The following is a 21,347-nucleotide window of genomic DNA, read 5'->3' as shown; positions in this document are numbered from 1 at the left end:
GGCTGGCCCCCCCCGGGCGGGGGGCGGCGCCCGGCGCCGCCACCTCCCCCGGGGCCCCCCGGGCCCGGCCCTGGGCCGGGCCACGGGCCGAGTGCTGCTCAGCGGTCACCGGAAGCCGTAGCCACCGAAGCCGCCGAAGCCGCCATAACCTCCGTAGCCGCCGAAGCCGTAGCCACCGAAGCCGCCGAAGCCGCCTCCGTAGCCACCGAAGCCGCGGTAACCGCCGTAGCCACCCCAGCCGCGGCCCCAGCCGCCACCCCATCCGCCGCCGCCCCATCCGCCACCGAAGTGGGCGGACGTCACGGAAGCATGGGTGACCTGCGGGGTGGCGGCGTTGGCGGCGCCGGCGCCGGCGAGTGCGAGAAGCGGTGCCGCCAGAGCGGCCGCGGCGACTCGACGAGCAGTGATGTTCGCGCGCATTGGATTCCCCTTCGAGACGGGAACGTCGGATCGCGGTCCGCGTGGGGCGACCGCTGTCGCACCGGCTCGTGCGTGGTGACCGGTACGACCTGGGCGCTTCGTCCGAAGACGTGGTCCCGTCATCACAGACGTGACCAATGTGGCCAAAGCCACGAAAAACGCCCAGATATGACCGTGCCACGCAGGGGTCCTGGAGTCAAAAGATAGACAGGAGAGGGCAAAGTGCGGCCTGGGGACTGGGATGTCGGCACTTTCGCCACTGTGTGTAGCCAGTTGATCACCTAAGGTCCGGTGTGGTGCTCCCCGGACGCCCCACCGCTCGACGCTCCGACCGGCCAGGACATCAAAGCCCGTCACCGCACTGCGAGTTGACCACCGGATCAGTACCTCGACGGCCTGCCGGCGTCCCGAACATCCAGGGCTGGACCGCCGGATATGACAACTCAACGTGACGACTGTGCAACACAAAGTAATGTATCGACGATCACCGTCCGCACGGCCACGAGCCGCGGTCACGCCCTCCGCCGCCTCAAGGCGTGAACCCTTCCGGGTCGCCCGCCACAGCTCCGGCCGCGGGCGCCGGGGGCACGACCATCCCTCCGGAAGATGACTGACATCACCGATCATCTCCACGGCACGGGAAGCGTCACGGTCTCCCCAACGCTGGACCACCCGGGAGGGCCGAGCCGGCGAACGGCCCGCCCGGACGAGAGCCCCACCCGGACCGCAGGACGCGGTTCCCACCCGAGGAGTGACAGCACCCGTGTTCGCACCATCCGCTCAGAAGGCACCTCGCCAGTCCGCGCCCGGCGAGGCCCCGCACGGCGTTCCGGGCTGGCTGGTCGCGCTCCTTGCCGTCGCCACCGGCATGACGGTCGCCAACCTCTATTACGCCCAGCCTTTGCTGTCCTCGCTGAGCCGGGTCTTCCACCTCAGTACGGCCGCCGCCGGAGGGCTGGTCACCCTCACACAGGTCGGCTATGTGATCGGCATGCTGTTCCTGGTGCCGCTGGGCGACCGGCTGGAGAAGCGCCGGCTCATCACCGTGCTGCTGGCCGTCACCACGGTGGCCCTCGCCGTGGCCGGTGTGGCGACGAGTTTCCCCGTGCTGCTGCTGGCGTCCCTGGTGAGCGGAGCCACGTCGGTGGTCGCGCAGATCCTGGTCCCGTTCGCCGCGAGCCTGGCCCCGGACCACGCGCGGGGCCGGATCGTCGGCCGTGTCATGAGCGGGCTGCTCACCGGCATCCTGCTGTCGCGCACCATCAGCAGCCTGGTCTCCGACGTCGCCGGCTGGCGCTATGTCTACCTGGGCTCGGCCGTCCTGATGGCCCTGCTCGCCGTGGCCCTGCGCGTGGCCCTGCCGCAGCACGCCCCGACGACCTCCATGCCGTACATCCAGGTGCTGCGGTCGACGGCGCGGCTGGTGCGCACGCACCCCGCGCTGCGACGCCGGGGCCTGTACCAGGCGGCGATGTTCGGTGGGTTCAGCGCCTTCTGGACCACCGTCTCCTTCGTGCTGACCGGGCCCCGCTTCCACTACTCCCCCATCGGCGTCGCCCTCTTCGCGCTCGTCGGGGCCGCCGGTGCCGCCGTGGCACCGCTGGCCGGGCACTGGGCCGACCGCAGGCTGGCGCGCCCCATGACGGCGGCCGCGTTCGGTGTGGCCGCGGTGGGCTTCGCCGTGGCGGGCTTCGGCGGGCACCACATCGTCCTGCTCGCCCTGGCCGCGATCCTGATCGACATGGCCGTGCAGACCACCATGATTCTCGGCCAGCACACCGTGTACCAGCTCGACGCCGGCGCCCGGGCCCGCCTGAACAGCGCGTTCATCGCCATCTTCTTCACCGGCGGCGCCCTGGGGTCCCAGCTCGGCTCCCTCGCCTACCACGCCGCCGGCTGGACCGCGGTGAGCGCCCTCGGCGCCCTCCTGCCGCTCCTCGCACTGGCCTACTGGGTCACCGAGCTCCGGCAGCCGCGGGCGAGCGCCACGAATCGAGGCGCCACGAGCCGAGGCACCACCAGCTGAGGTACCGGACACAGCGCGCCCCCGCCGGACACCGGCGGGGGCGCCCGCACGTCAGCCGGCGAGGGCAGCGTGCCGACGGTGACCAGGCTCCGCGGCTCGCCCGGGACCGCCTGGGCCGCCGAGAGTCACGCGGTGGGTTCGCGGGCCGGGACGCCGTGGCGCTGGACGGCGACCGCCGCGATGTCGTCGCCGAGCCGGCCCCCGCCGTAGCGGAGCAGGGCCTGGTGGAGCCGGTCCAGCAGTTCGCGGGGCGGCATGCCGCCCTGCTGCCGGATCCAGTCCGCGAGCGGGAAGAAGGCGCCGGTGCGGTCCCGGGTCTCGGTGACGCCGTCGGTGTAGAGCAGCAGCTGGTCGCCCGGGTCGAAGGCGAAGGTGTCGGTCCAGTAGCGGTCCCCGATGAGCCGTGCGAGGTTGAGCGGCGCGGAGGGCCTGGCGGGTTCGAGCACGCGGATCTCGCCTCGGTGGATCAGCAACGGCGGGGGGTGTCCGCAGTTCAGGATCCTGACGTGGCCGCTGCCGTGCGGGATCTCGGCGAGGACGGCGGTGGCGAAGCGCTCCGGCAGGTCGGGCCCCGGAAAGGTGGCGCTGTGCCGGGCGATGCTGGTCTCCAGGCGTGAGGAGATGCCCCGCAGGTCGGGCTCGTCGTGGGCGCTCTCGCGGAAGCAGGCGGTCACGGCGGCCGCCGCGCCCACCGCGGACAGGCCCTTGCCGCGCACGTCGCCGATGAGCAGCCGGACGCCGTACGGGGTGTCGGCCGCCTCGTAGAAGTCGCCGCCGATCCGGGCCTGCTCCTGCGAGGCCAGGTACAGCGACTCGATCTCGACGCACTGCATGCGGCGCGGCAGCGGGCGCAGCAGCACCTGCTGGGCCGCGTCGGCGACGAGCCGCACCTGGAACAGCGCCTCCTCGCGCTGGAGCCGGACGTGGCTGGCGTAGGCAGCCGCCAGGGTGACCGCGACGATCGCGGCGCCGGTGTAAGGGGTCCCCAGGTCGGTGTAGACCATGCCGAGGCCGATCATGACCAGCAGGCAGCACACGCCCAGCAGGATCGTGGGGATCACGGGCCACATGGCGGCCGCCAGGGCGGGCGCGGTGGGCAGCAGCCGGCTGAAGGCGATCTCCCGCGGCGTGGCGAACGCCAGGACGGCGATCAGCACCGCGAGCAGCACCGGCGGCAGCAGGGCCGCCTGCCACCGGCCGACGTGGCGGGAGCGATCGCCCCGTAACCGTCTGCGCGTGATCACAAACCGCATCATATCGGCACATATCACTCGACAGCAGCCCCTCGGCCACGGGCGGTGGCCGAAGATGAGTACCGGTACTCAGGCAGCCGGTCCGCTCGCCACCGGACACTCGAGCCATGAGCAGCATCGGGAACCGCCACGGCGGAGCTGATCGACGATCATGGTTGGGGCGGTCGGCGCACCTTGGCCTGGCCGCCCTTCTCGTCTGCGTCCTGGCACCGCTGTGGACGGCCGACCGCCTCGACACACTCGCCATCACCGCCACCGTGCCCGTGGTCGTCCTCTACGCCCTGATGTGGGTGCTCATCGCACTGGCGCGGGCCTACCGCCGGACGTCGCCGCTCTCCGTGGACCGGACCCGCAGGTTCTCGCTGCGCCTCGCGCAGTGGGCGGCCGGAATCATGTGCGCGGTCTATGTCCCTCTCACGCTCTACGCGCTGTCGTGGGCGTATGCATCCGTCTACGGCGAGCCGGCCGGCTGACGCGCGCACCGGCGCCTCCCGCGTGAGCGGGGAGAATACGGCCGCATAGGCTTCCCGGGTGTCCGACGAAACATCGCTCTCCGTCTTCGCCCTGCCGCACGGGGCCCGCCGTACGACCCTGCCGACCTCGCGGGGTGAGTTCGCCGCCCTTGACGCGGCCCCCGGGACCCCGGCACGGGGCACCGTCCTGCTGCTGCCCGGCTACACCGGCAGCAAGGACGAGTTCATACCCCTGTTGCGAGCCCTGGTGGACGCCGGCTACCGGGCGGTCGCCGTCGACGGCCGCGGCCAGGACGGGACGACGGGCCCCGAGGAGGAGTCCGCGTACGCGCAGGAGGCCCTGGTCGCCGACGTGCTGGCCCAGGCTCGGGCCCTGGCCACGCCTTTGCACCTGCTCGGCCACTCGATGGGCGGACAGGTCGCCCGCGCCGCCGTCCTCACCGACCGTCGTCCCTTCCTCTCCCTCACGCTGATGTCGTCCGGGCCCGCGGAGGTCGGCCACGAGCGCGGGTTGCTGCTGAAGCTGCTCCTGGACGCACTGGCCACCATGACGATGCAGCAGATCTGGGACGTGATGCAGCAGCTCAAGCCGGCCGTCGCCTCGCCGGCCGACACCGAGGTCCTGCGGCAGCGCTGGCTGCGCAACAGCCCGGTGCAGCTCCGCGTCGCCGGCGCCCGGCTGCTCGAAGAGCCCGACCGGACGGAGGAGTTGGCCGCCGTCACCGGGCTGCCGGTGCACGTCCTGTACGGCGACCGGGACGACGCCTGGGCGCCGGACCTCCTCGCGGACATGGCCCGGCGGCTCGGCGCGCACCGGACCGTCGTGGCGGACGCGGAGCACTCGCCCAACCTGCAGCAGCCGGCGGCCACCGCGGCCGCGCTCACGGCGTTCTGGGACGCGCTGCCCGACGTGGGTGCCGACGGCCCGCCAGCCGGCAGCACCCGTAGATCGTGAACGAGATCGTCGTCACGTAGGGGCTGATGGGGATGGTGCTGCCCAGCGCGAGGAGGATGCCGCCCTCGATCGAGAGGATCGCGAATCCCGCGCTGAGCACCGGCAACAGCACCGGTGATGCGGTCACACGGGCCGCGGCCGCAGCGGGGGTGACGACGAGGGTGAGCACCAGCAGCGCCCCGATGATCTGCACCGACAGCGCGACCGCGGCACCCAGGGCGAGCATGAAGGCCAGGGACAGCCCGCGCAGGGGCACGCCGCGGGCGGCCGCGACCTCCGGGTCGGCGCTGGCGAACGTCAGCGGCCGCCACATGATCGCCAGGGCGAGGAGGACGAGCGCGGACGTACCGATCAGCCAGGTCGTCTGCGGGGTGTCGACGGCCACGATCTGACCGGTCAGCAGCCCGAACTTGTTGGCCGCGCGGCCCTTGTAGAGCGCGAGGAAGAGCACACCCAGGCCGAGCCCGAACGGCATGATGATGCCGATCGCCGAGTTGCGCTCCCTGGCCCGCGCGCCCAGCACACCGATCGCGCCGGCCGCCGCCAGGGAGCCGACGATGGAGCCCGCCACCACGTTCACCCCCAGCAGCAGGGCGCCCGAGGCCCCGGCGAAGGACAGTTCGCTGATCCCGTGCACGGCGAACGGCAGGTCCCGCATGATGACGAAGACCCCCACCAGGCCGCCGACCAGGCCGATCACGGCTCCGGCGACAAGGGAGTTGCGGACCAGCGGCAGCAGTTCGCCGTAGTGGTCGAAGACGAAGACCTGCCGCCACAGGCCCTCGGCGAGCGTCATGTCTGTCATCTGGGTCATGTCTTCGTTTCTTCCGGCAGTTCGGCGTGGTGGGGAGGGTCGGCCACCTCGTCGGGCGCGCCGACGACCGTGACCCGGCCGCCGGTGCGGACGACGTCGACCCGGGTCCCGTACAGCCGGGACAGCGAGTCCGAGGTCAGCACCTCGTCCGGGGGCCCGGCGCGGTGGCCGCCACGGGCGAGGTAGAGGACGCGGTCGGCCGCGCCCAGCACCGGGTTGATCTCGTGGGTCACGAACACCACCGCGGTGCCGTGCGAACGCCGCCGTGCGTCCACGAGTCCGGTCACCGCCCGCTGGTGGTGCAGGTCCAGCGAGAGCAGGGGCTCGTCGCACAGCAGGATCCGCGGATCGCCGGCCAGCGCCTGGCCGACCCGTACGCGCTGCCGCTCGCCGCCCGAGAGCAGGCCGACCGGCTCGTCCGCGTATCCGTCCGCCCCGACGGACCGGAGGATCTCGTCCACGCGGCGGCGGACCGCGCGCCCGGACCGGCGCGGCCCGAAGACGTGCCCGTCGATGCCGAGCCGCACCAGGTCCCGCGCCCGCAGCATGGTCTGCGCGGACAGCGCGGCCTGCTGCGGGATGTAGCCGATGTGCCGGCTGCCGCCGCGCGGGGGTGCGCCGAGGACGGTCAACGTCCCGGCGGACAGCGGCCGGTGGCCCAGCAGGGCACGCACCAGACTGGTCTTGCCGGCGCCGTTGGGACCGAGGACGGCCAGGAACTCACCGGGGTGGACGTCGAGGTCCAGCCCTTCCCACAGCACGCGCGAGCCGTAGGCGAGCGCGCCGCCGCGCAGGCTGATCACCGGAGCCCCGCCGGTGTCACGGCCGGAGTCCCCGCCCGGGGGACGGCCCTGGCGGGCCGGGGGTACGCGGGCCGCGGCCGGGTCGCTCATGCGCCCAGCGCGCCGGCGAGGGCGTCGACGTTGGCGGTCATCCAGCCGAGGTAGTCCTTGCCCTGCGGCAGCGTCTCGGTGACGGGGACGACGGGAATGCCCGCCGCCTGGGCTGCCTTCTGGACCTTCTCGGTCTGCGGGCCGGAGGTCTGCTCGTTGTAGACCAGCGCCTTCACCTTCTTGCCGCCGAACAGCGCCAGCGTCTCCTGCAACGTCCGCGGGGAGACGTCGTCGCCCTCCTCGATGGCCTCGCTGAAGTCCGGGGGTGTCGCGTTGCGCAGGCCGCTCGCCTCGATCAGGTACAGCGGCACCGGCTCGGTGATGGCCACCGCCTCGCCGCCGTGCGCGGCCTTGATGCCGGCCTCCTTCGCCATCAGCGGCTTCAGCTTCGCCTTGAACGCCTCGGCGTTGGCCGTGTAACCGGTCGCGCCGGCGGGGTCGGCCGCGGCGAGCGCCCGGGCTATCTCGTCGGCGAGCCCGGCGACCGTGGGGAAGTCGTACCAGACGTGCTCGTTGAGCTCGCCGCCGGGCGGCGCGGTCTTCCCCGACACCTTCACCGCGTTGATCACGCGGGCGGAGCCGTTGCCGGCGCTGCGCAGCATCCGGTCGACGAAGTCGTCGTAGCCGCCGCCGTTCTCGATCACGACCTTGGCCTTCGACAGGGCCAACTGGTTCTGCGTGCCCGCCTCGTAGGAGTGCGGGTCCTGGTCGGGGCTGTCGATGATCGAGGTGACGGCGACCCTGCCGGCGCCTATGCGGCGGGCGATGTCCCCGTAGACGTTCGTGGAGGCGACCACGGGGACCTGCGTGGACGCCGACGTGGACGCCGAGGGCGACGAAGCCGCTTTCGACGTGGTGCCGCACCCGGCGACGAGGGCCGCCAGGCAGAGACCGGCACCCAGGGCCAGGGGCCGGGACGGGGACTTGGGTATGGACATGGATTCCTCCAGAGAGGTGGCAGGGGTGGGAGCCCGGCGCGGTGCGGGCCGCGGCGGGCTCTGGCGAGGACTATACACAAACGGTTTTCATTTTCGATAAGTCCTTCGAGTCGCCCCGCCCCACCGCCGCCCCCACCCGGCCCGGCCGCCGGCCGTGGGTGGAGGATGGGCCCGGGGTTCCTGGACGCCCCGACACAGGCGACGAGAGGACGGGACATGACCGAGGCACTGGTGCTCGGCGGCGGTGGCGTCGCCGGGATCGCATGGCTGACCGGGCTGCTGACGGGACTCGCGGACGCGGGTCAGGACGCCACCGGGGCCGATGTGATCGTGGGCACGTCCGCGGGCTCGACCGTCGCGGCACAACTCGGCGCCGGACTGCCCCTGGAAGAGCTCTACGCCCGGCAGACCGAGCCCGCGCTGCAGTCCGCGGAGATCATGGTCGACGTGGACCTGGCGACCCTCGGCGAACGGATCGGCGGCGCGCTGCAAGGTGCCGCCGGCATCGCGGACATGCGGCGCGCGGCGGGCGGTTTCGCCCTCGGCGCCCCGACCGTGGCGGAGGAGGTGCGGCGCGCGGTGATCGAGTCCCGCCTCCCGTCGCACACTTGGCCCGATCGCGCGCTCAAGATCGTCGCCGTGGAGGCCGCGACCGGGGAACCGCGCGTCTTCGACAACGCGTCGGACGTGAGCCTGGTCGACGCCGTCACGGCGAGCTGCGCCGTGCCCGGCGTCTGGCCGCCCGCCACGATCGGCGGGCTCCGCTACATCGACGGCGGTGTGCGGTCCACCGTCAACGCCGACTACGCGGCGGGCGCCTCCCGCGTCCTGGTGCTGGCGCCGATGGGGAGCACCGACCTGTTCCCCACCGAAGTCCCTCTGGAGCAGGCGGTCCGCAAGCTGCGCGCGGACGGCGCCGAGGTCGCGGTCGTCGAGCCGGACGAGGAGTCACTCGCCGCGATCGGCACCAACGCGCTGGACCCGTCCACGCGCCGGCCCGCCGCCGAGGCGGGACGCGCACAGGGGCGCGGACTCCGGCTCCCGTGGAGCCGCTGACGGCTCATGCCGGTGGGCCCCCGCCGCGAAACGTCGCGACGGGGGCCCACTGGTGCGGCGGTGACGGTCAGGTGCAGGTGCCCGCCGGGCGGTCGCGGGTCACGAGGTCGGTGTCGGTGGTCGTGGTGTCCAGCCACAGGACGCGCCTGCCGGTGTCGGCCGCCGCGTTGGCCTGCTGGCCGTGGCTGCAGGAGACCCGGCCGAGCGGCGCGCCCTGCGGGGTGAACTGGTAGAGCTTGGCCAGGGAGTCGTTGTAGTCGTCGAAGACCTGGGTCCAGGACGAGTAGACCGTGAGGGTGACCGCGGTGTCCGAGGCGGTCAGACCGTAGGCCCGGACCGGGTGCGCGCTCTTCTCCGGTATCAGGTCCGTGACATGGGAGCCGTCGAGGTCGGCACGGCGCAGCGTGGTCAGGTCGTCGTCGGTGTAGTCGGTGTCGATGAGCCAGTACACCCCGGAAGCGGTGATGACCGGGGCGCTGATCCACTCCGGCTGCGAGGGCGCGCCCAGGCTCGTGGTGGTACCGGTCGCGATGTCGTAGACCTCGACGGCGACACCGTAGACGCCGTCGAACATGCCGTCCTGGAGGTACGCGATGCGCCCGCCGCGCACCGCCGGCTCCACGGCCTGGTTGTAGTCATGACTGAGCGGGACCCGCTGCGGGGTGGTGGCGCCGCCCTTGAGGTAGAAGACCCGCTGGAGCCCGGTCGACTCCTCGCGGTGGGACCAGGCCACCGTGTCGCCGTCGACGCTCAGGCCGCTGATCTCGGAGGTCGTGCTGAAGAGCGTCTTCGGCCTGCCTCCGGTCACCGGCGCGGCCAGGATGTCGTAGGTGTGCGCGTAGGGGTCGTCCGGGGAGACGTCGCCGACGGCCACCCAGACCACGCGCTTGCCGTCGGTGACGGGGCTGAGGTGGGTGCGGCCGTCTTCCGGGGAGACCTGCCGGGGCTTGCGGTCGCCGTCGGTGCGGCCCACCCAGATCGCGTACGGGGCCGTGCTGTCGGCGCTGGACTTGGGCGCCGCCCACCAGCCGTTGCCCGCGCTGGGGTTGTTGCCGCTGCCGACGTACGACATCAGGGTGCCGACCCGGCCCATGAGGACGTCGCTGTCGAGGCCGAGGGAGTTCTCCCAGCCGGGGACGATGCCGTGGGCGTCGAACGCACCCTTGACGACCGCCAGTTGGCTGCCCTTGACGTCGAGCGACCGCGCCGCGGCGAGCACCGCGTCCCGGCCCTCGTCGAAGCCGTCGAGCGGGGCGATGTACGAGGTCAGCGCGCGGTAGACGATGCGGTCGGCGAGCGTGCCGCCGAGGCGCTCGCGGATGTCCCACAGGGCGCCGCTGAAGATGGTGGAGTTCATGTGGACGCCACCGTTGTCGTACGAGGAGCCGAGCGGCAGGCCGACGAACTTGGCGGTGGAGGCACCGTCGTTGAGATCGCGGAAGGCGCACTCCTTCGGCGTGCGGGTGCGGCAGAGGTCACCGCCGATGAGGCCCGCCTCGGGGTCGGTCATGGCGGTGTGGTTGACGGTGACGTCGATGGTGTTGCCGAAGTAGTCGGCTATCGCCTCGTTCATGGCGCCGGACTGACCGGCGTAGACGAGGTCGGCGGTGTGCTCGACCACGCCGTGGGTCATCTCGTGGCCGACGACGTCGAGATCGGAGGCGAGCGAGCGGTACTCGTCGTCACCGGTTCCGTAGACCATCTTGGTGTGGTCCCAGAAGGCGTTGACGAACGGGGAGCCGAAGTCCGTCACGCCGACCAGGGAGTTGATGGTCATGCCCTTGCCGTCGAGGCTGTCGCGCTTGAAGGTGTCGCGGTAGAAGTCGTACACCTGGCCCGCGGCCCAGTGCGCGTCCACCGCGCCGGTCGCGGTGAGTTCCGGGCCCACCTTCGGCGCGGGCGAGGCGAAGGGGACGATGCCCTCCGGCCACGCGCCGGAGACGTCCTGGTACCAGACGCTGGAGGCGTCCCAGGTCTGGATGACGCCGTGCTGCCTGCTGTCCGCCATGTGCGCGGTGTCGCGCAGCAGGTACCGGCCGCCGGCGCTGTCCTTGGTCAGGTACAGCGGCACGGTCCTGCCGCCCAGGAGGGTGCCGCTGCCGGTGACGCTCCCCGAACCGGCCCCGGGTGCGGCGGGCTTGCCCGTCCTCATCGAGGTGCCCTCGGTGCGGACCGCGGCGGCGGGCGCAGGTGCCACGAAGGTGGGGAGGCCGCCGGACTCGAAGAGCGTGACTCCGGTGGCGGCGTCGACGTACACCTCCTGCACGAGCGGCGTGCGGGTGGCGGGGTCGGTGCCGCGCACGGTGACATGGCGGGCGAGCACGCCCTTGCCGACCGGCAGGACGGCCAGGCCGCGGTCGGTGCCGGACAGGTCGTCCTCGGCGGTCCTCGCGTGGGCCGGGCGGTATCCGCCGCGGGCGAGCCCGGACCGGATCTCCTGGACGGCGCGCCGGACGGCGGTGGCCGCCGGGAGGGCGGGCCGGGCGGTGTCGACGTCCAGGGCGGTGAAGTAGGCACCGGAGGTGCCGGTGACGGTCCGCTTCCCGTCCCGGTGCGTCATGCGCACCACGTACTGCGCGCCCAGGACCGGTACGCCCCGGTACTTCTGGCCGAGCCGCACGGTCTCCGAGCCGTCGGCCTCCGTCGTCACCGAGTCCGTGACCAGGTCCCGGTCCGGCGCGGGAATCCGGTAGCGCTCCTGGTGCCCTGCCAGATGCGACCGCGCGGCCTCCGCGGCCGGTGCCGACGCGTCCACCGCGTCGGCAAGTCCCTCCACCAGAGCGGGAGTCGCCGTATCGGGAGCAGGCTCCGCGCCGGCCGGCGCGGACGGTTCCCCCGCGTGTGCGGGTGACGTCAGGCCGGCGACTCCCAGCGCCGTGGTGACGGCGAGCAGGGCGGCCAGGCCGGCGCGGCCGGATCTGCGAACGGGCCGACGCGGTCTGCGAGATGACATGGACAACGTGCCTCCGACGGCCCGGCACGACCCCGGGCCCGGTAGTGGGACATCAGATGCTTGGCGCACCATCGCGCCCGCGGCTCGTCCCGACCTTCGTCGCCTCACGCGCGCATGACAAGAGAAGATCCCGTGGGAGTACGCGCAGTTGCGCAGGTGCGAAGGGGGGTGCGCGGAATGTGCCGGGCGCGGGAATCGCGGAGAACGCGGGAAGCGAAGGACGACAAGGACGCGAGGAACGCCGCGAGCGGCGGCGGGCGTCAGTCCTTCGGGGTGCGCAGGGCCAGGACCGCCAGGTCGTCGTGGCCGTCACTCGGGTGCTGGTCCGCGACGGCCGCGCAGAAGCGCTCGACCGGCAAGTGCGCGTTGGCCGACGCGAGTTGCGCGAGGGCACGCAGGCCGATGTCGACGGGTACGTCGCGGTGCTCGACCAGTCCGTCGGTGTACAGCACGACCGTGGAACCGGGTTCGAGGCGGTGCGCGTGGTCGTGCCGGCGCAGGGAGATGTCCACGCCGAGGGGCAGGTCCGGCTCGGGGGCGAGGTAGCGCGCGTGGCCGTCCGGGGTGACGAGCAGCGGCGGTGGGTGGCCTGCCGTGCTCCAGTGCAGGGTCCACGCGTCCGGACCCCTGGTCTCGATGCGGACCAGGCAGGCGGTGGTCACGCTGTGCTCGTCGAAGGCGTCCTGAGTGCTGTCCAGCCGGGAGAGGACGGCGCTGGGCGGGGTGCGCAGTTCGTACAGCAGCGCGCGGAGCATGCTGCGGGTCTGGGCCATGACGGCGGCGGCGCGCAGATCGTGTCCCGCGACGTCGCCGACGACGGCGGCGCAGGAGCCGTCGGGCAGCATGACGGCGTCGTACCAGTCGCCGCCGATGTGCTCCGGCTGCACCGGGGGCCGGTAGACGGCGGCCGCCTCGACGGGACGCAGGTCGGGCAGGCCCGGCAGGAAGAGGCGCTGGAACTCCTCGTTGCGGTCGCGTACCCGCTCGAAGAGGCGCGCGTTCTCGATGGCGACGCCGGCCGTCCCGGCCAGCGCCACGAGCATCGCCTCGTCGGACTCGTCGAAGGGGCCTCCGTCGAGGCGCTCGGAGAGGTAAAGGTTTCCGTAGACCTGCTGGTGCACGCTGATGGCCGCCCCGAGCAGCGTGCTCATCCGCGGGTGGCCCGGCGGGAAGCCGACCGACTCCGGGTGCCGGGCGATGTCGGCCACGCGCAACGGCTCGGGGTGGCGGATGAGATAGCCGAGCAGCCCGCGCCCGCGCGGAAGTTCCGTGCCGGCCAGGCGTTCCTTCTCCGTGTCGTCCAGGCCGACGGTGAGGAACTCGGCCAGGCCCTCGCCCTTGGCGTCGAGCACGCCGAGCGCCCCGTAGCGCGCCCCGACCACGTCCACCGCGGCCGACACGATGCGGGACAGCACGACTTCCAGATCGAGCTCGCGGCTGATCGCCAGCATCGCCGCCATCAGCAGCTGCAGCCTGCGCTGGGCCCGCGCCAGATCGTTCAGCTCCGTCGAGATCCGTGCCAGGCCGGGATCCAGCGGGAACCACGGCTGGCCCAGTCCGCCGGAGTCCCGCCCGGCGCCACTCACCTCACCCATAGCAGCGACACTCGCCCACGACGATCCGACAACGGCAGGAACCGCACACGACACCACCAGACACCACGATGCAGAACAAAAGCTTCGATGGTGCCCGAGCGGCCCGCCACCGCGCGCCGCACCGCCATCAGGGTGGCGGCGCACGCCGGGACGCCCCCGGCGGCGGGTTCCGGCCGCGCCTGCGTGTACGACGCGGAGGCGACGGCACGTCCTATGCACACGGGCGCGGGGCGGGCCAGTCGGGGCGGCCCGGGACATCACCGGCATGGCCCACGGCACTTGGGGCACGTTCCCCGGACGGTCTCATGCCACGCAGCGGGGGTGCAGCTCCGGACCGGTCGAGCCCTCGGTCATCACCGCGTAGACGCTGCCGTCCTGGCCGGCCGCGCCGCCGTGCCGGCCGTCGGGCGTGAGGGCCAGGGCGCGCAGCTCGGCGCGGTAGTCGTCGGGCAGACTCGCGGTCTCCTGAAGCGCGATGCGGCAGGCGTCGGAGGGCTCCTTGCCCAGGGCGAGCAGGTCGACGACGGTACGTGCGGTGCCGCCGCGCATGCTCAGTTCGCCGCGTCCGGTGCAGGCGGCCCCGCCGCCCCGCAGATCGCACCAGTTGCCGGCGCCGGGGACGGCGGAGTCGCCGACCCGGCCGGGGTACTTGAACGGGTAGCCGGAGGTGGACACCCCGACGCACAGCTCCCCGTGCGCGTCCAGCGCGATGATGTTGATCGTCCCCCACGGGCCCTCGTGCGGCGACATCCGGCGCACCAGGTCCAGCGCCGCGCGCCGGTAACGGTGGTCGCCGTCCGCCGCGGCGGTGTTCTCCCCCTCCACCGAGTCGACGGCGGTCAGCAGCTGCTCCCGCCACAGGGCGCGAGACTCGTCGGTCAGCAGCTCGGCGGCGGCGAAGCCGTTCTCCTGCGCGAAGAGCGCCGCGCCCTCGCCGACCAGCAGGCAGTGCTGCGGCAGCCGTTCCAGCACCGCGCGGGCCACCGATATCGCGTTCGGGTATCCCCGCAGCGCTCCGACCGCGCCGAAGCGGCGGTCGGAGCCGAGCATCACCGAGGCGTCGAGCTCGACGACACCCTGCGCGTTGGGCAGTCCCCCGGTGCCGACGTAGTGGTCGGCGAGGTTGTCCTCACAGCGGCGCATCGCCGCTTCGACGGCGTCCAGCGCGGAACCGCCCCGCCGCAGGACGTCCATCCCGGCCGGCAGACCGGTCTCGCTGCGCTCGCTTCCGATGATGACCGTGCTCACCATGGGTCAACCCTTCGCCTGCGGTGGTCGCGTGGTGCCTCATGATCACCCCCTCCCGGGGCACCGGACAACCGTCACCGGCTTGTTCGCGCCGGACGCGGGGTGCGTGCGTAGTGGCGGGCGACCCGGGCGCGGTTGCCGCAGATGTTGGCCGTGCACCACTTGCGGCGCTGATTCTCGGCGAGGAAGAGCATCGAGCACTCGGGATTGGCGCAGCGCCGCAGCAGCCGCAGGCGGTCCGGGCTGCCCATGAGTCCGATGACCTCGCCGGCGATCGCGGCGAGTGCGGCGTTGCCGCCGTGCTCGGTGTGCCAGCGGGTGGCGACCCGCGGCCCATCGCCGTCGAGTACCAGGCGCGGGCTGGTGGGCGCCGACGAGGCCGCGGCGTTGATGTCTTCCACGGCGGCGGCGTCGGCGGGGCGGTCCTCCAGGTGTGCGTCGAGCACCTCCCGGATCGCGGCGCGGAGCCTGCGCGTCGCCACCGGGTCCGGGGCGGGGCCCGCGGGGAGGCGGCGCGACTGTATGTCCCACCAGGCGGTCGCGGCGGCGGGCGGTCCGAGGAGGTCGACGGCCGGCTCGGCGACCGTCATCAAGGTGTCGGCGAGATCCAGTGCGACCAGCGGCTCGCCCCCCATGGGGAAGCCCGCCGCCTGGATCTCCTCGACACTTACTTGAATGCTCACACATGGATGTTACCCATTAGGCAGTGAAGCGTCCAGGCTGACCCTTCTAGACAGCTGGTAAACCTCTCATGCCAGGTGTTGCCATCACTGACTAATGGAACTACGGTCGAGTTACACATTAACACCATCGAGCATGGAAGAGGGACCGCCATGGGACTGTCATGGCAACAAGGACCGCTCTCCGCCACCAGGATCGGACGCTTCCTGGTCCCGGATCCCCTGCCCGAGCGGATGCTGTACGCCGAACCACTGCGTCGCCGCATGAGGGTCCGGTACGCGGACGAGTGGATCGCCGACAGCGAGGACGTGGTCCTGCTCCACGAGCCCGGCCGCTACCCGGTGGCGTACTTCCCGCGGCCCGACGTCCGGGACGACGCCTTGCTTCCCACCGACCGCACCACCCGGCACCAGGACCTCGGCGAGACCTCCTGGTTCACCGTGCGGGCCGGCGACCGCCGGACCGAGCGCGCCGCGTGGGAACTGACCGCCCTCCCGGAGTACGCGGGCGAGCTCAAGGATCGCGTCGCCTTCGCCTGGCGCGCGATGGACGCCTTCTACGAGGAGGACGAGCGCATCCTCGGGCACGCCGCCGACGCCTACCACCGCATCGACATCCGCGACACCTCCCGCACCCTGGAGGTGCGCTCCGAGGGCCGCGTCGTGGCCCGCTCGGAGCACCCCGTGGTGCTCTACGAGTCCGGGTTCGCGCCCCGCTGGTACGTGCCCCGCGCGGACATCGACGAGTCGGCGCTGACCCCCACCGAGGGACAGACGTTCTGCCCCTACAAGGGACTCGCCGACTACTACGACATCGGCGGCTCGCGGAGGGCGGCGTGGTCGTACCGCCACGCCTACCCGGAGGTCGGACGCGTCGACGGGCTCGTGTCCTTCGAGCCGGACAAGGTCGAGGTGCTGCTGGGCGGCAGGCGGCTCGTACCCGAACCCGGCCAGCAGGTCGTCCCCCACGGGGTGGACCGCGGTCTGGACACCACCGAGGTCCGCGGCGCCTGACCCCGGGGCCGGCGCACCGGCCGGTCCCACCCGGCCCCGCGCCCTCGCCCCCCATCCGCCCGCCGCTCGCGGCCACTCGCGGGCGGCACCGTCGAAGGAGACCCCTCATGCCCGCATCCCTCAAGGACAGGACCGTGCTCGTGGTCGGCCGCGGCAGCGGGATCGCCCGCGCGATCGCCGACGCGGCGCTCGCCGAGGGCGCGCGCGTCGTGGCTGCCGGCCGCACCGTGAGCAGCCTCGAAGACGCGTACCGCGGCACCGGTGTGACCGTACGGCAGGTCGATCTCACCGACGAGCCGTCGATCGCGGCCCTGGCCGACGATCTCGGCCCCGTCGACCACATCGTGTCGGCGGCCTCCGCGCGCGCTCGCGGCCTGGTCGGCGAACTGAGCCCCGACGCGATCGTGCTGTCCTTCCGCACCAAGGCCGTCGGGCCGATCATGCTGGCCAAGCACTTCGCGCCCCGGATGCCCGAGGACGGCTCGTTCGTCCTGCTCTCCGGTGTCGCCGCCCTCGAACCCGACCCCGGCTTCATCGGGGTCGCCGCGACGAACGGAGCGGTCAACACCATCACCCGCTCCCTGGCGGTCGAACTCGCCCCGATCCGCGTCAACGCCATCTCCCCCGGCACCGTCGACACCGGTGCCTGGGACGCGCTGGGCGACCGGAAGAAGAGCGACTTCTTCGCCCGGTTGTCCGCCGCCAATCCCGCCGGGCGCATCGGCACCACCGAGGACGTCGCCCAGGCGGCGGTCTTCGCGATGACCAACACCTTCATGACGGGCGTCTCGCTGCCCGTCGACGGCGGCCAGCCGCTCGTCTGACCCTCCGCCCGCCCCGGGCCGGTCCCGCTCCTCGCGGGCCGGCCCGGGGCGTCGCCGCGCCCTGAACCACCCACATCCCTGCGCGTGTTGAGCCCTCCGGCCCTGCGGGCAGGGCCGCCCGTGTCGTCCATGGGACATGACGCCAATGCGCCGCCGGCAGGTGTTGGCGGCGCGCTGTCATGTGCGGAACATTCATCGAGGCTCCCGATTTCCCAAGCCGTTTGCGCTCAGTTAGGAGATCCCTTGCCTCCCTCCCTCCGGCGTGGCCGGCGCATCCCAGCCGTCGGCATCGCCCTGGCCCTGCTCCCCGCGCTCGGCGCCGTCCCGGCGTCCGCGTCGACGTCGGCGTCCCCGTCTCACGCCACCACCGCGACGGCCGCCGACCTCGCCGCGCGCGCCGCGGCTCAAGGCGGCGGCGCGCCCCGTACCGTCACCTTGATCAATGGTGACGAGGTGACCGTCACCGGCAGCGGTGCGCTCACGGTCACGTCCCTGCAGGACGCCGAAGGCCGGCCCGTGGCGGCGTCGACCACGAAGATCGACGGCGACACCTATGTGTATCCGCAAGAGGTCATGCCGTATGTGTCGGCCGGTGTCCTCGACAAGAACCTCTTCAATGTCACACGGCTGCTCTCCTACGGCTACGACAACTCCCGCACCGACCGCATACCCCTGATCGTCCGCTACTCCGACGCGGCTCACGCGCGCGCCAAGGCCGTGCCCGAAGCGGCCGCCGGAGCACGGGCTCTGACGAGCATTCAGGGTGCTGCGGTGACGGAGAGGCACGACGGCGCGAAGAAGTTCTGGGACTCCCTCACCGAGGGGGTGAACACAGACGCCCTGGCCCGCAGCAGCACGCTGCGCGCCACCCTCGACGGCGCACAAGGCACCGCGAGGAAGGCCACCGCGCAGCAGCGGGCCGCCGCGCCGCTCCTGGCGGGCGGCATCGAGCGGGTGTGGCTGGACGGCAAGGTGAAGGCCGATCTCGCCGACACCGTCGGACAGATCGGGGCGCCCGAGGTGTGGAAGGGCGGCAACACCGGTCAGGGCGTGGACGTCGCCGTGCTGGACACCGGTGTCGACGACGGCCACCCCGACCTGGCCGGACGCATCGCCGCCGAGCAGAGCTTCGTCCCCGGTGACTCGGCCGCCGACCGGCACGGGCACGGCACTCACGTCGCGTCGACCATCGTCGGCACCGGAGCCGCCTCCGACGGCAAGGAGAAGGGCGTCGCCCCCGGCGCCCGGCTGCACGTCGGCAAGGTCCTGGACGACTCCGGGTCCGGCCAGACCTCCTGGATCCTGGCCGGCATGGAGTGGGCGGCCCGCACCGAGCACGCCAAGGTCATCAGCATGAGCCTGGGCGGCGCCGACCCCAGCGACGGCACCGACCCGATGAGCATGGCCGTCGACAGTCTCAGCGAAGAGACGGGCACGCTGTTCACGATCGCCGCCGGCAACACCGGCAGGAGCGGGTCGATCAGTTCCCCGGGCGCGGCGAACGACGCCCTGACCGTGGGCGCCGTCGACTCCTCCGACGCGCTCGCCGACTTCTCCTCGCGCGGGCCGCGCGCCGGCGACGCGGCGATCAAGCCGGAGATCACCGCCCCGGGCGTCGAGGTGCTTGCGGCACGGTCGCAGTACTCGCCGGGCCAGGGCTCGTACACGACGATGAGCGGCACCTCCATGGCGACGCCGCACGTCGCGGGCGCGGCGGTGCTCGTCGCGGCGGCGCACCCCGGCTGGACGGGCCGCCGGATCAAGGACGCGCTGGTCAGCACCGCGAAGGCGACCCCCGCGTACACCGCCTACCAGGCCGGCAACGGACGGGTGGACGCCGCGGCGGCCGCAGCGGCGACGCTGCTGGCCACCGGCACCGTCTCCGAGGGCGTGCAGTCCTGGCCGCCCGCCCCGGGCGCGACCGTCGACCGCGAGGTGACGTACACCAACACGGGCGGCACCCCTGTCACCCTCGACCTCGCGGTGAAGTCCCCCCGCTCCCCCGCGGGCCTGTTCACCCTGTCCGCGCCGAAGGTGACCGTGCCCGCGGGCGGCACCGCCGCCGTGACGGTGACGACGCACCTGGACGCCACGGCCCGCGGCAGGTCCTACGACGCCCGCGTCGAGGCCTCCACGGGCGGCACGGTCAAGGCGGCCACGGCGGTGGGCGTCTCGACGCGGAACGAGCAGTTCGAGCTCACCGTCGTGCCCAAGGACCGCTCCGGACGGACCGTCACCGACGAGACCCTGGTCTTCCTCCAGCAAGGTCAGGACCCCGGGCTCATGGGGTGGCTCACCATCGACGGTCCGGTCACCTTCCTGATCGACGGCGGCCCCTGGACCGTCGCCGCCACCGTGCCGGTGGAGGGCGTCCACGGACCGCACTCGCGCGGCCTCGCCCTGCTCGCCGCGCCGGAGATCACCCTCGACCACGACACCACCCTCACCCTCGACGCCTCCAAGGCACGCCGGCTGAACGCGGTCACGCCCAAGGAGACCGTCACCACCGAGATGCGGGTCGACTACGTCCGGACCCGTGAAGCCTCCGGCACCTGGGAGTGGAGCTTCAACTCCTGGCCCGACTACGACAGTTTCTTCGCGCTGCCCACCGGCGAGAAGGTCGAGGACGGCACCTTCGACGTCCGGGCCCGCTGGCGCGACGAACAGCCCGTGCTGAAGATCTCCTCCGACGGGGAGGACGTCGACGACATCCTCGTGCGCCAGTCCGCCGAGCCGCTGCCCAAGGGCAACCTCCGGCTGGACACCGTCTGGGCCGGGCAGGGCGTTTCGGCCGACTACACCGAACTGCAGGTCCGCGGGAAGGCGGCCGTCGTACGCCGCGACGAGACCGTCTCCCTGGCCGAGCAGACCGCCGCCGCGGCGGAGGCCGGGGCCCGGATGCTGATCGTCGTCGACGGCTTGGACGGGCGGCGACTGGACCCGCGGACGGACGACAGCCCGCCGATCACCGTCGTCGCGGTCGGCGAGGACCAGGGCGAGGCCCTGATCCGCCGCGCCATGCAGGGCGGCGCCTCGCTGCGGCTGCACTCCGACCCGGAGACCGACTACCTGTACGACCTGACCAAGGTCTGGTCGGGCGCGGTGCCGGACGATCCGACGTACCGGCCGCAGGCCGGCGAACTGGCGCAGGTCAAGACGGAGTTCGACAACTACCGGCAGGCCGACGCCCGGGACTACCGCTACGACATCTGGCCCGGGTTCTCGCTGGTGGGCCTCGGCACCGAACTCCCCCGCCCGGCCCGGGGCACCCGTACCGACTGGGTCTCCACGGGTTCCGGCGTCCAGTGGGCGCAGGCGGCCACCGTCATCGGCGAGGTCAGGATCCTCGCGCCGCAGCGCACCTACGCGCCCGGCAGTGTGACGCACGACCAGTGGTTCGCGCCCATCGCGCGGCCCCGCGCCAACTGGGCCTTCCCCGGCAACGGCAGCTGGCGCCAGGACGACCTGCTGATCCTCAGCGTGCCGGGCTGGGGTGACGGAGGCACCCGCCGGGAGGGCTACGCGGTCACCCCGGACGCGCAGGCCACCGCCTCGCTGTACCAGGGCGACACCCTGCTGGCCCGCTCCCCGGGCACCTTCGCCATCGCCTCCGGCCTCAAGCCGGAGCGGCTGCCGTACCGGTACGTCCTGGAGACCGCGCGCGGCGACTGGGCGAGCCCGTACTCCACCGGAACCCGGACGGCGTGGGACTTCACCTCCGCCCCCGGCAGGCTCTACGAGGGCGTCGCCCTGCCGCTGATCCAGCTCGACTACGCCGTCGACACCGACGACCAGGGCAGGGCCGACCGTGACGCGCGCTTCACGGTCACGCCGTCGCACCTGACGTCGCCCGAGGCGGGGCAACAACTGCCGCCCACGTCGGCCATCGGCAAGGTCGGCCTGGAGGTCTCCTACGACGACGGGGCCACCTGGCACACGGCCCCGCTCAAGCACATCGGCGACGGATGGCGCGCCCGCCTGGACGCCCCGAGGCAGGCGTCCTACGTCACCATCCGCGCCACCGCCTCCGACGACCGGGGCAACGCGGTGGACCAGACCGTCACCCGGGCCTTCGGCCTGAAGTGACCCACCCCGGTGCGGGCCGGCGCGGCACGCCGCTCCGGGCCCGCCCGGCGGGACCAAAACGGGCGGCGGCGGGGGGCGTGTGGGGGGGCGGGCGGGGGGTGGGCGGGGCAGGGGCTGGG

16 protein-coding genes are annotated in these 21,347 nt (G+C 72.9%); 7 read left to right on the top strand and 9 right to left on the bottom strand.

Annotated features, from left to right (window positions below; translation table 11 throughout):
* Positions 1-105: 105 nt before the first annotated feature.
* Positions 106-420 carry a hypothetical protein gene (locus ACFWVC_RS35875; RefSeq protein ID WP_384297419.1) on the bottom strand — a complete coding sequence of 105 codons (315 nt, stop codon included), beginning with the start codon at positions 418-420 and terminating at the stop codon, positions 106-108.
* A gap of 763 nt (positions 421-1,183) precedes the next feature.
* Between ACFWVC_RS35875 and ACFWVC_RS35870 the strand changes: the two genes are divergently transcribed.
* On the top strand, positions 1,184-2,446 hold the full coding sequence (locus ACFWVC_RS35870) for an MFS transporter (protein WP_384297417.1): 1,263 nt from the start codon (positions 1,184-1,186) through the stop codon (positions 2,444-2,446).
* Between the two features lie 125 nt (positions 2,447-2,571).
* Here the strand turns inward: ACFWVC_RS35870 and ACFWVC_RS35865 are convergent, their stop codons facing one another.
* Positions 2,572-3,699, bottom strand: a complete 1,128-nt coding sequence (locus ACFWVC_RS35865) for a PP2C family protein-serine/threonine phosphatase (RefSeq protein ID WP_384297430.1) — start codon at positions 3,697-3,699, stop codon at positions 2,572-2,574.
* A gap of 107 nt (positions 3,700-3,806) precedes the next feature.
* On the opposite strand from ACFWVC_RS35865, the gene ACFWVC_RS35860 reads away from it, so the two are divergent.
* Both ACFWVC_RS35860 and ACFWVC_RS35855 read left to right on the top strand, forming a co-directional pair.
* Positions 3,807-4,172, top strand: coding sequence for a hypothetical protein (locus tag ACFWVC_RS35860; RefSeq protein WP_384297415.1), 366 nt, complete (start codon positions 3,807-3,809; stop codon positions 4,170-4,172).
* Between the two features lie 58 nt (positions 4,173-4,230).
* A complete protein-coding gene (locus ACFWVC_RS35855) occupies positions 4,231-5,127 on the top strand; it encodes an alpha/beta fold hydrolase (RefSeq protein ID WP_384297413.1) in 897 nt (298 codons plus the stop codon).
* Here ACFWVC_RS35855 and ACFWVC_RS35850 read toward each other — a convergent pair.
* Genes ACFWVC_RS35850 through ACFWVC_RS35840 form a run of 3 tightly spaced genes read right to left on the bottom strand, consistent with a single transcriptional unit; the run spans position 5,054 to position 7,772 of the window.
* Positions 5,054-5,923: a metal ABC transporter permease gene (locus ACFWVC_RS35850; RefSeq protein WP_384297423.1), complete on the bottom strand. Its 870-nt coding sequence runs from the start codon at positions 5,921-5,923 to the stop codon at positions 5,054-5,056. The two genes, ACFWVC_RS35855 and ACFWVC_RS35850, sit on opposite strands and share 74 nt — an antisense overlap.
* Positions 5,924-5,937: 14 nt before the next feature.
* The gene (locus ACFWVC_RS35845) at positions 5,938-6,834 is read right to left on the bottom strand and encodes a metal ABC transporter ATP-binding protein (protein WP_384297411.1); all 897 of its coding nucleotides are present in this window, start codon (positions 6,832-6,834) and stop codon (positions 5,938-5,940) included.
* A complete protein-coding gene (locus ACFWVC_RS35840; RefSeq protein ID WP_384297407.1) occupies positions 6,831-7,772 on the bottom strand; it encodes a metal ABC transporter solute-binding protein, Zn/Mn family in 942 nt (313 codons plus the stop codon). The genes ACFWVC_RS35845 and ACFWVC_RS35840 overlap by 4 nt, the downstream gene beginning before the upstream one ends.
* 216 nt (positions 7,773-7,988) lie before the next feature.
* Here ACFWVC_RS35840 and ACFWVC_RS35835 point away from each other — a divergent pair, with 216 nt between their 5' ends.
* Positions 7,989-8,828 (top strand): patatin-like phospholipase family protein, encoded by an 840-nt coding sequence (locus tag ACFWVC_RS35835; RefSeq protein WP_384297403.1) that lies wholly within the window; start codon positions 7,989-7,991, stop codon positions 8,826-8,828.
* Between the two features lie 67 nt (positions 8,829-8,895).
* On the opposite strand, the gene ACFWVC_RS35830 is transcribed toward ACFWVC_RS35835, so the two are convergent.
* From ACFWVC_RS35830 to ACFWVC_RS35815, 4 genes are all read right to left on the bottom strand, one after another.
* Complete coding sequence (locus ACFWVC_RS35830) at positions 8,896-11,781, bottom strand: M4 family metallopeptidase (protein ID WP_384297399.1); 2,886 nt, start codon at positions 11,779-11,781, stop codon at positions 8,896-8,898.
* A gap of 260 nt (positions 11,782-12,041) precedes the next feature.
* Complete coding sequence (locus ACFWVC_RS35825; protein WP_384297395.1) at positions 12,042-13,376, bottom strand: PP2C family protein-serine/threonine phosphatase; 1,335 nt, start codon at positions 13,374-13,376, stop codon at positions 12,042-12,044.
* Between the two features lie 303 nt (positions 13,377-13,679).
* On the bottom strand, positions 13,680-14,627 hold the full coding sequence (locus ACFWVC_RS35820) for a N(4)-(beta-N-acetylglucosaminyl)-L-asparaginase (RefSeq protein ID WP_384297392.1): 948 nt from the start codon (positions 14,625-14,627) through the stop codon (positions 13,680-13,682).
* A gap of 71 nt (positions 14,628-14,698) precedes the next feature.
* A complete protein-coding gene (locus tag ACFWVC_RS35815) occupies positions 14,699-15,307 on the bottom strand; it encodes a CGNR zinc finger domain-containing protein (RefSeq protein WP_384297389.1) in 609 nt (202 codons plus the stop codon).
* Positions 15,308-15,457: 150 nt separating this feature from the next.
* Here ACFWVC_RS35815 and ACFWVC_RS35810 point away from each other — a divergent pair, with 150 nt between their 5' ends.
* From ACFWVC_RS35810 to ACFWVC_RS35800, 3 genes are all read left to right on the top strand, one after another.
* Positions 15,458-16,318 (top strand): DUF427 domain-containing protein, encoded by an 861-nt coding sequence (locus tag ACFWVC_RS35810; RefSeq protein ID WP_384297385.1) that lies wholly within the window; start codon positions 15,458-15,460, stop codon positions 16,316-16,318.
* A 107-nt stretch (positions 16,319-16,425) separates the two neighbouring features.
* Positions 16,426-17,142, top strand: coding sequence for an SDR family oxidoreductase (locus ACFWVC_RS35805; protein ID WP_384297382.1), 717 nt, complete (start codon positions 16,426-16,428; stop codon positions 17,140-17,142).
* Positions 17,143-17,385: 243 nt separating this feature from the next.
* Positions 17,386-21,228 (top strand): S8 family serine peptidase, encoded by a 3,843-nt coding sequence (locus tag ACFWVC_RS35800; RefSeq protein WP_384297378.1) that lies wholly within the window; start codon positions 17,386-17,388, stop codon positions 21,226-21,228.
* Positions 21,229-21,347 lie beyond the last annotated feature (119 nt).

Origin of the sequence: Streptomyces sp. NPDC058691 (assembly GCF_042714775.1) — a bacterium.
Classification (GTDB): domain Bacteria; phylum Actinomycetota; class Actinomycetes; order Streptomycetales; family Streptomycetaceae; genus Actinacidiphila.
Note: the sequence above shows the minus strand (reverse complement) of the source record. Positions and strands in the feature narration are given on the sequence as shown.

Coding starts and splice junctions, on each gene's coding strand:
- ACFWVC_RS35875 (WP_384297419.1), bottom strand. CDS start 420: ATGCGCGCGAACATCACTGCTCGTCGAGTCGCCGCGGCCGCTCTGGCG.
- ACFWVC_RS35865 (WP_384297430.1), bottom strand. CDS start 3,699: ATGCGGTTTGTGATCACGCGCAGACGGTTACGGGGCGATCGCTCCCGC.
- ACFWVC_RS35860 (WP_384297415.1), top strand. CDS start 3,807: ATGAGCAGCATCGGGAACCGCCACGGCGGAGCTGATCGACGATCATGG.
- ACFWVC_RS35850 (WP_384297423.1), bottom strand. CDS start 5,923: ATGACGCTCGCCGAGGGCCTGTGGCGGCAGGTCTTCGTCTTCGACCAC.
- ACFWVC_RS35845 (WP_384297411.1), bottom strand. CDS start 6,834: ATGAGCGACCCGGCCGCGGCCCGCGTACCCCCGGCCCGCCAGGGCCGT.
- ACFWVC_RS35840 (WP_384297407.1), bottom strand. CDS start 7,772: ATGTCCATACCCAAGTCCCCGTCCCGGCCCCTGGCCCTGGGTGCCGGT.
- ACFWVC_RS35835 (WP_384297403.1), top strand. CDS start 7,989: ATGACCGAGGCACTGGTGCTCGGCGGCGGTGGCGTCGCCGGGATCGCA.
- ACFWVC_RS35830 (WP_384297399.1), bottom strand. CDS start 11,781: ATGTCATCTCGCAGACCGCGTCGGCCCGTTCGCAGATCCGGCCGCGCC.
- ACFWVC_RS35825 (WP_384297395.1), bottom strand. CDS start 13,376: ATGGGTGAGGTGAGTGGCGCCGGGCGGGACTCCGGCGGACTGGGCCAG.
- ACFWVC_RS35820 (WP_384297392.1), bottom strand. CDS start 14,627: ATGGTGAGCACGGTCATCATCGGAAGCGAGCGCAGCGAGACCGGTCTG.
- ACFWVC_RS35810 (WP_384297385.1), top strand. CDS start 15,458: ATGGGACTGTCATGGCAACAAGGACCGCTCTCCGCCACCAGGATCGGA.
- ACFWVC_RS35805 (WP_384297382.1), top strand. CDS start 16,426: ATGCCCGCATCCCTCAAGGACAGGACCGTGCTCGTGGTCGGCCGCGGC.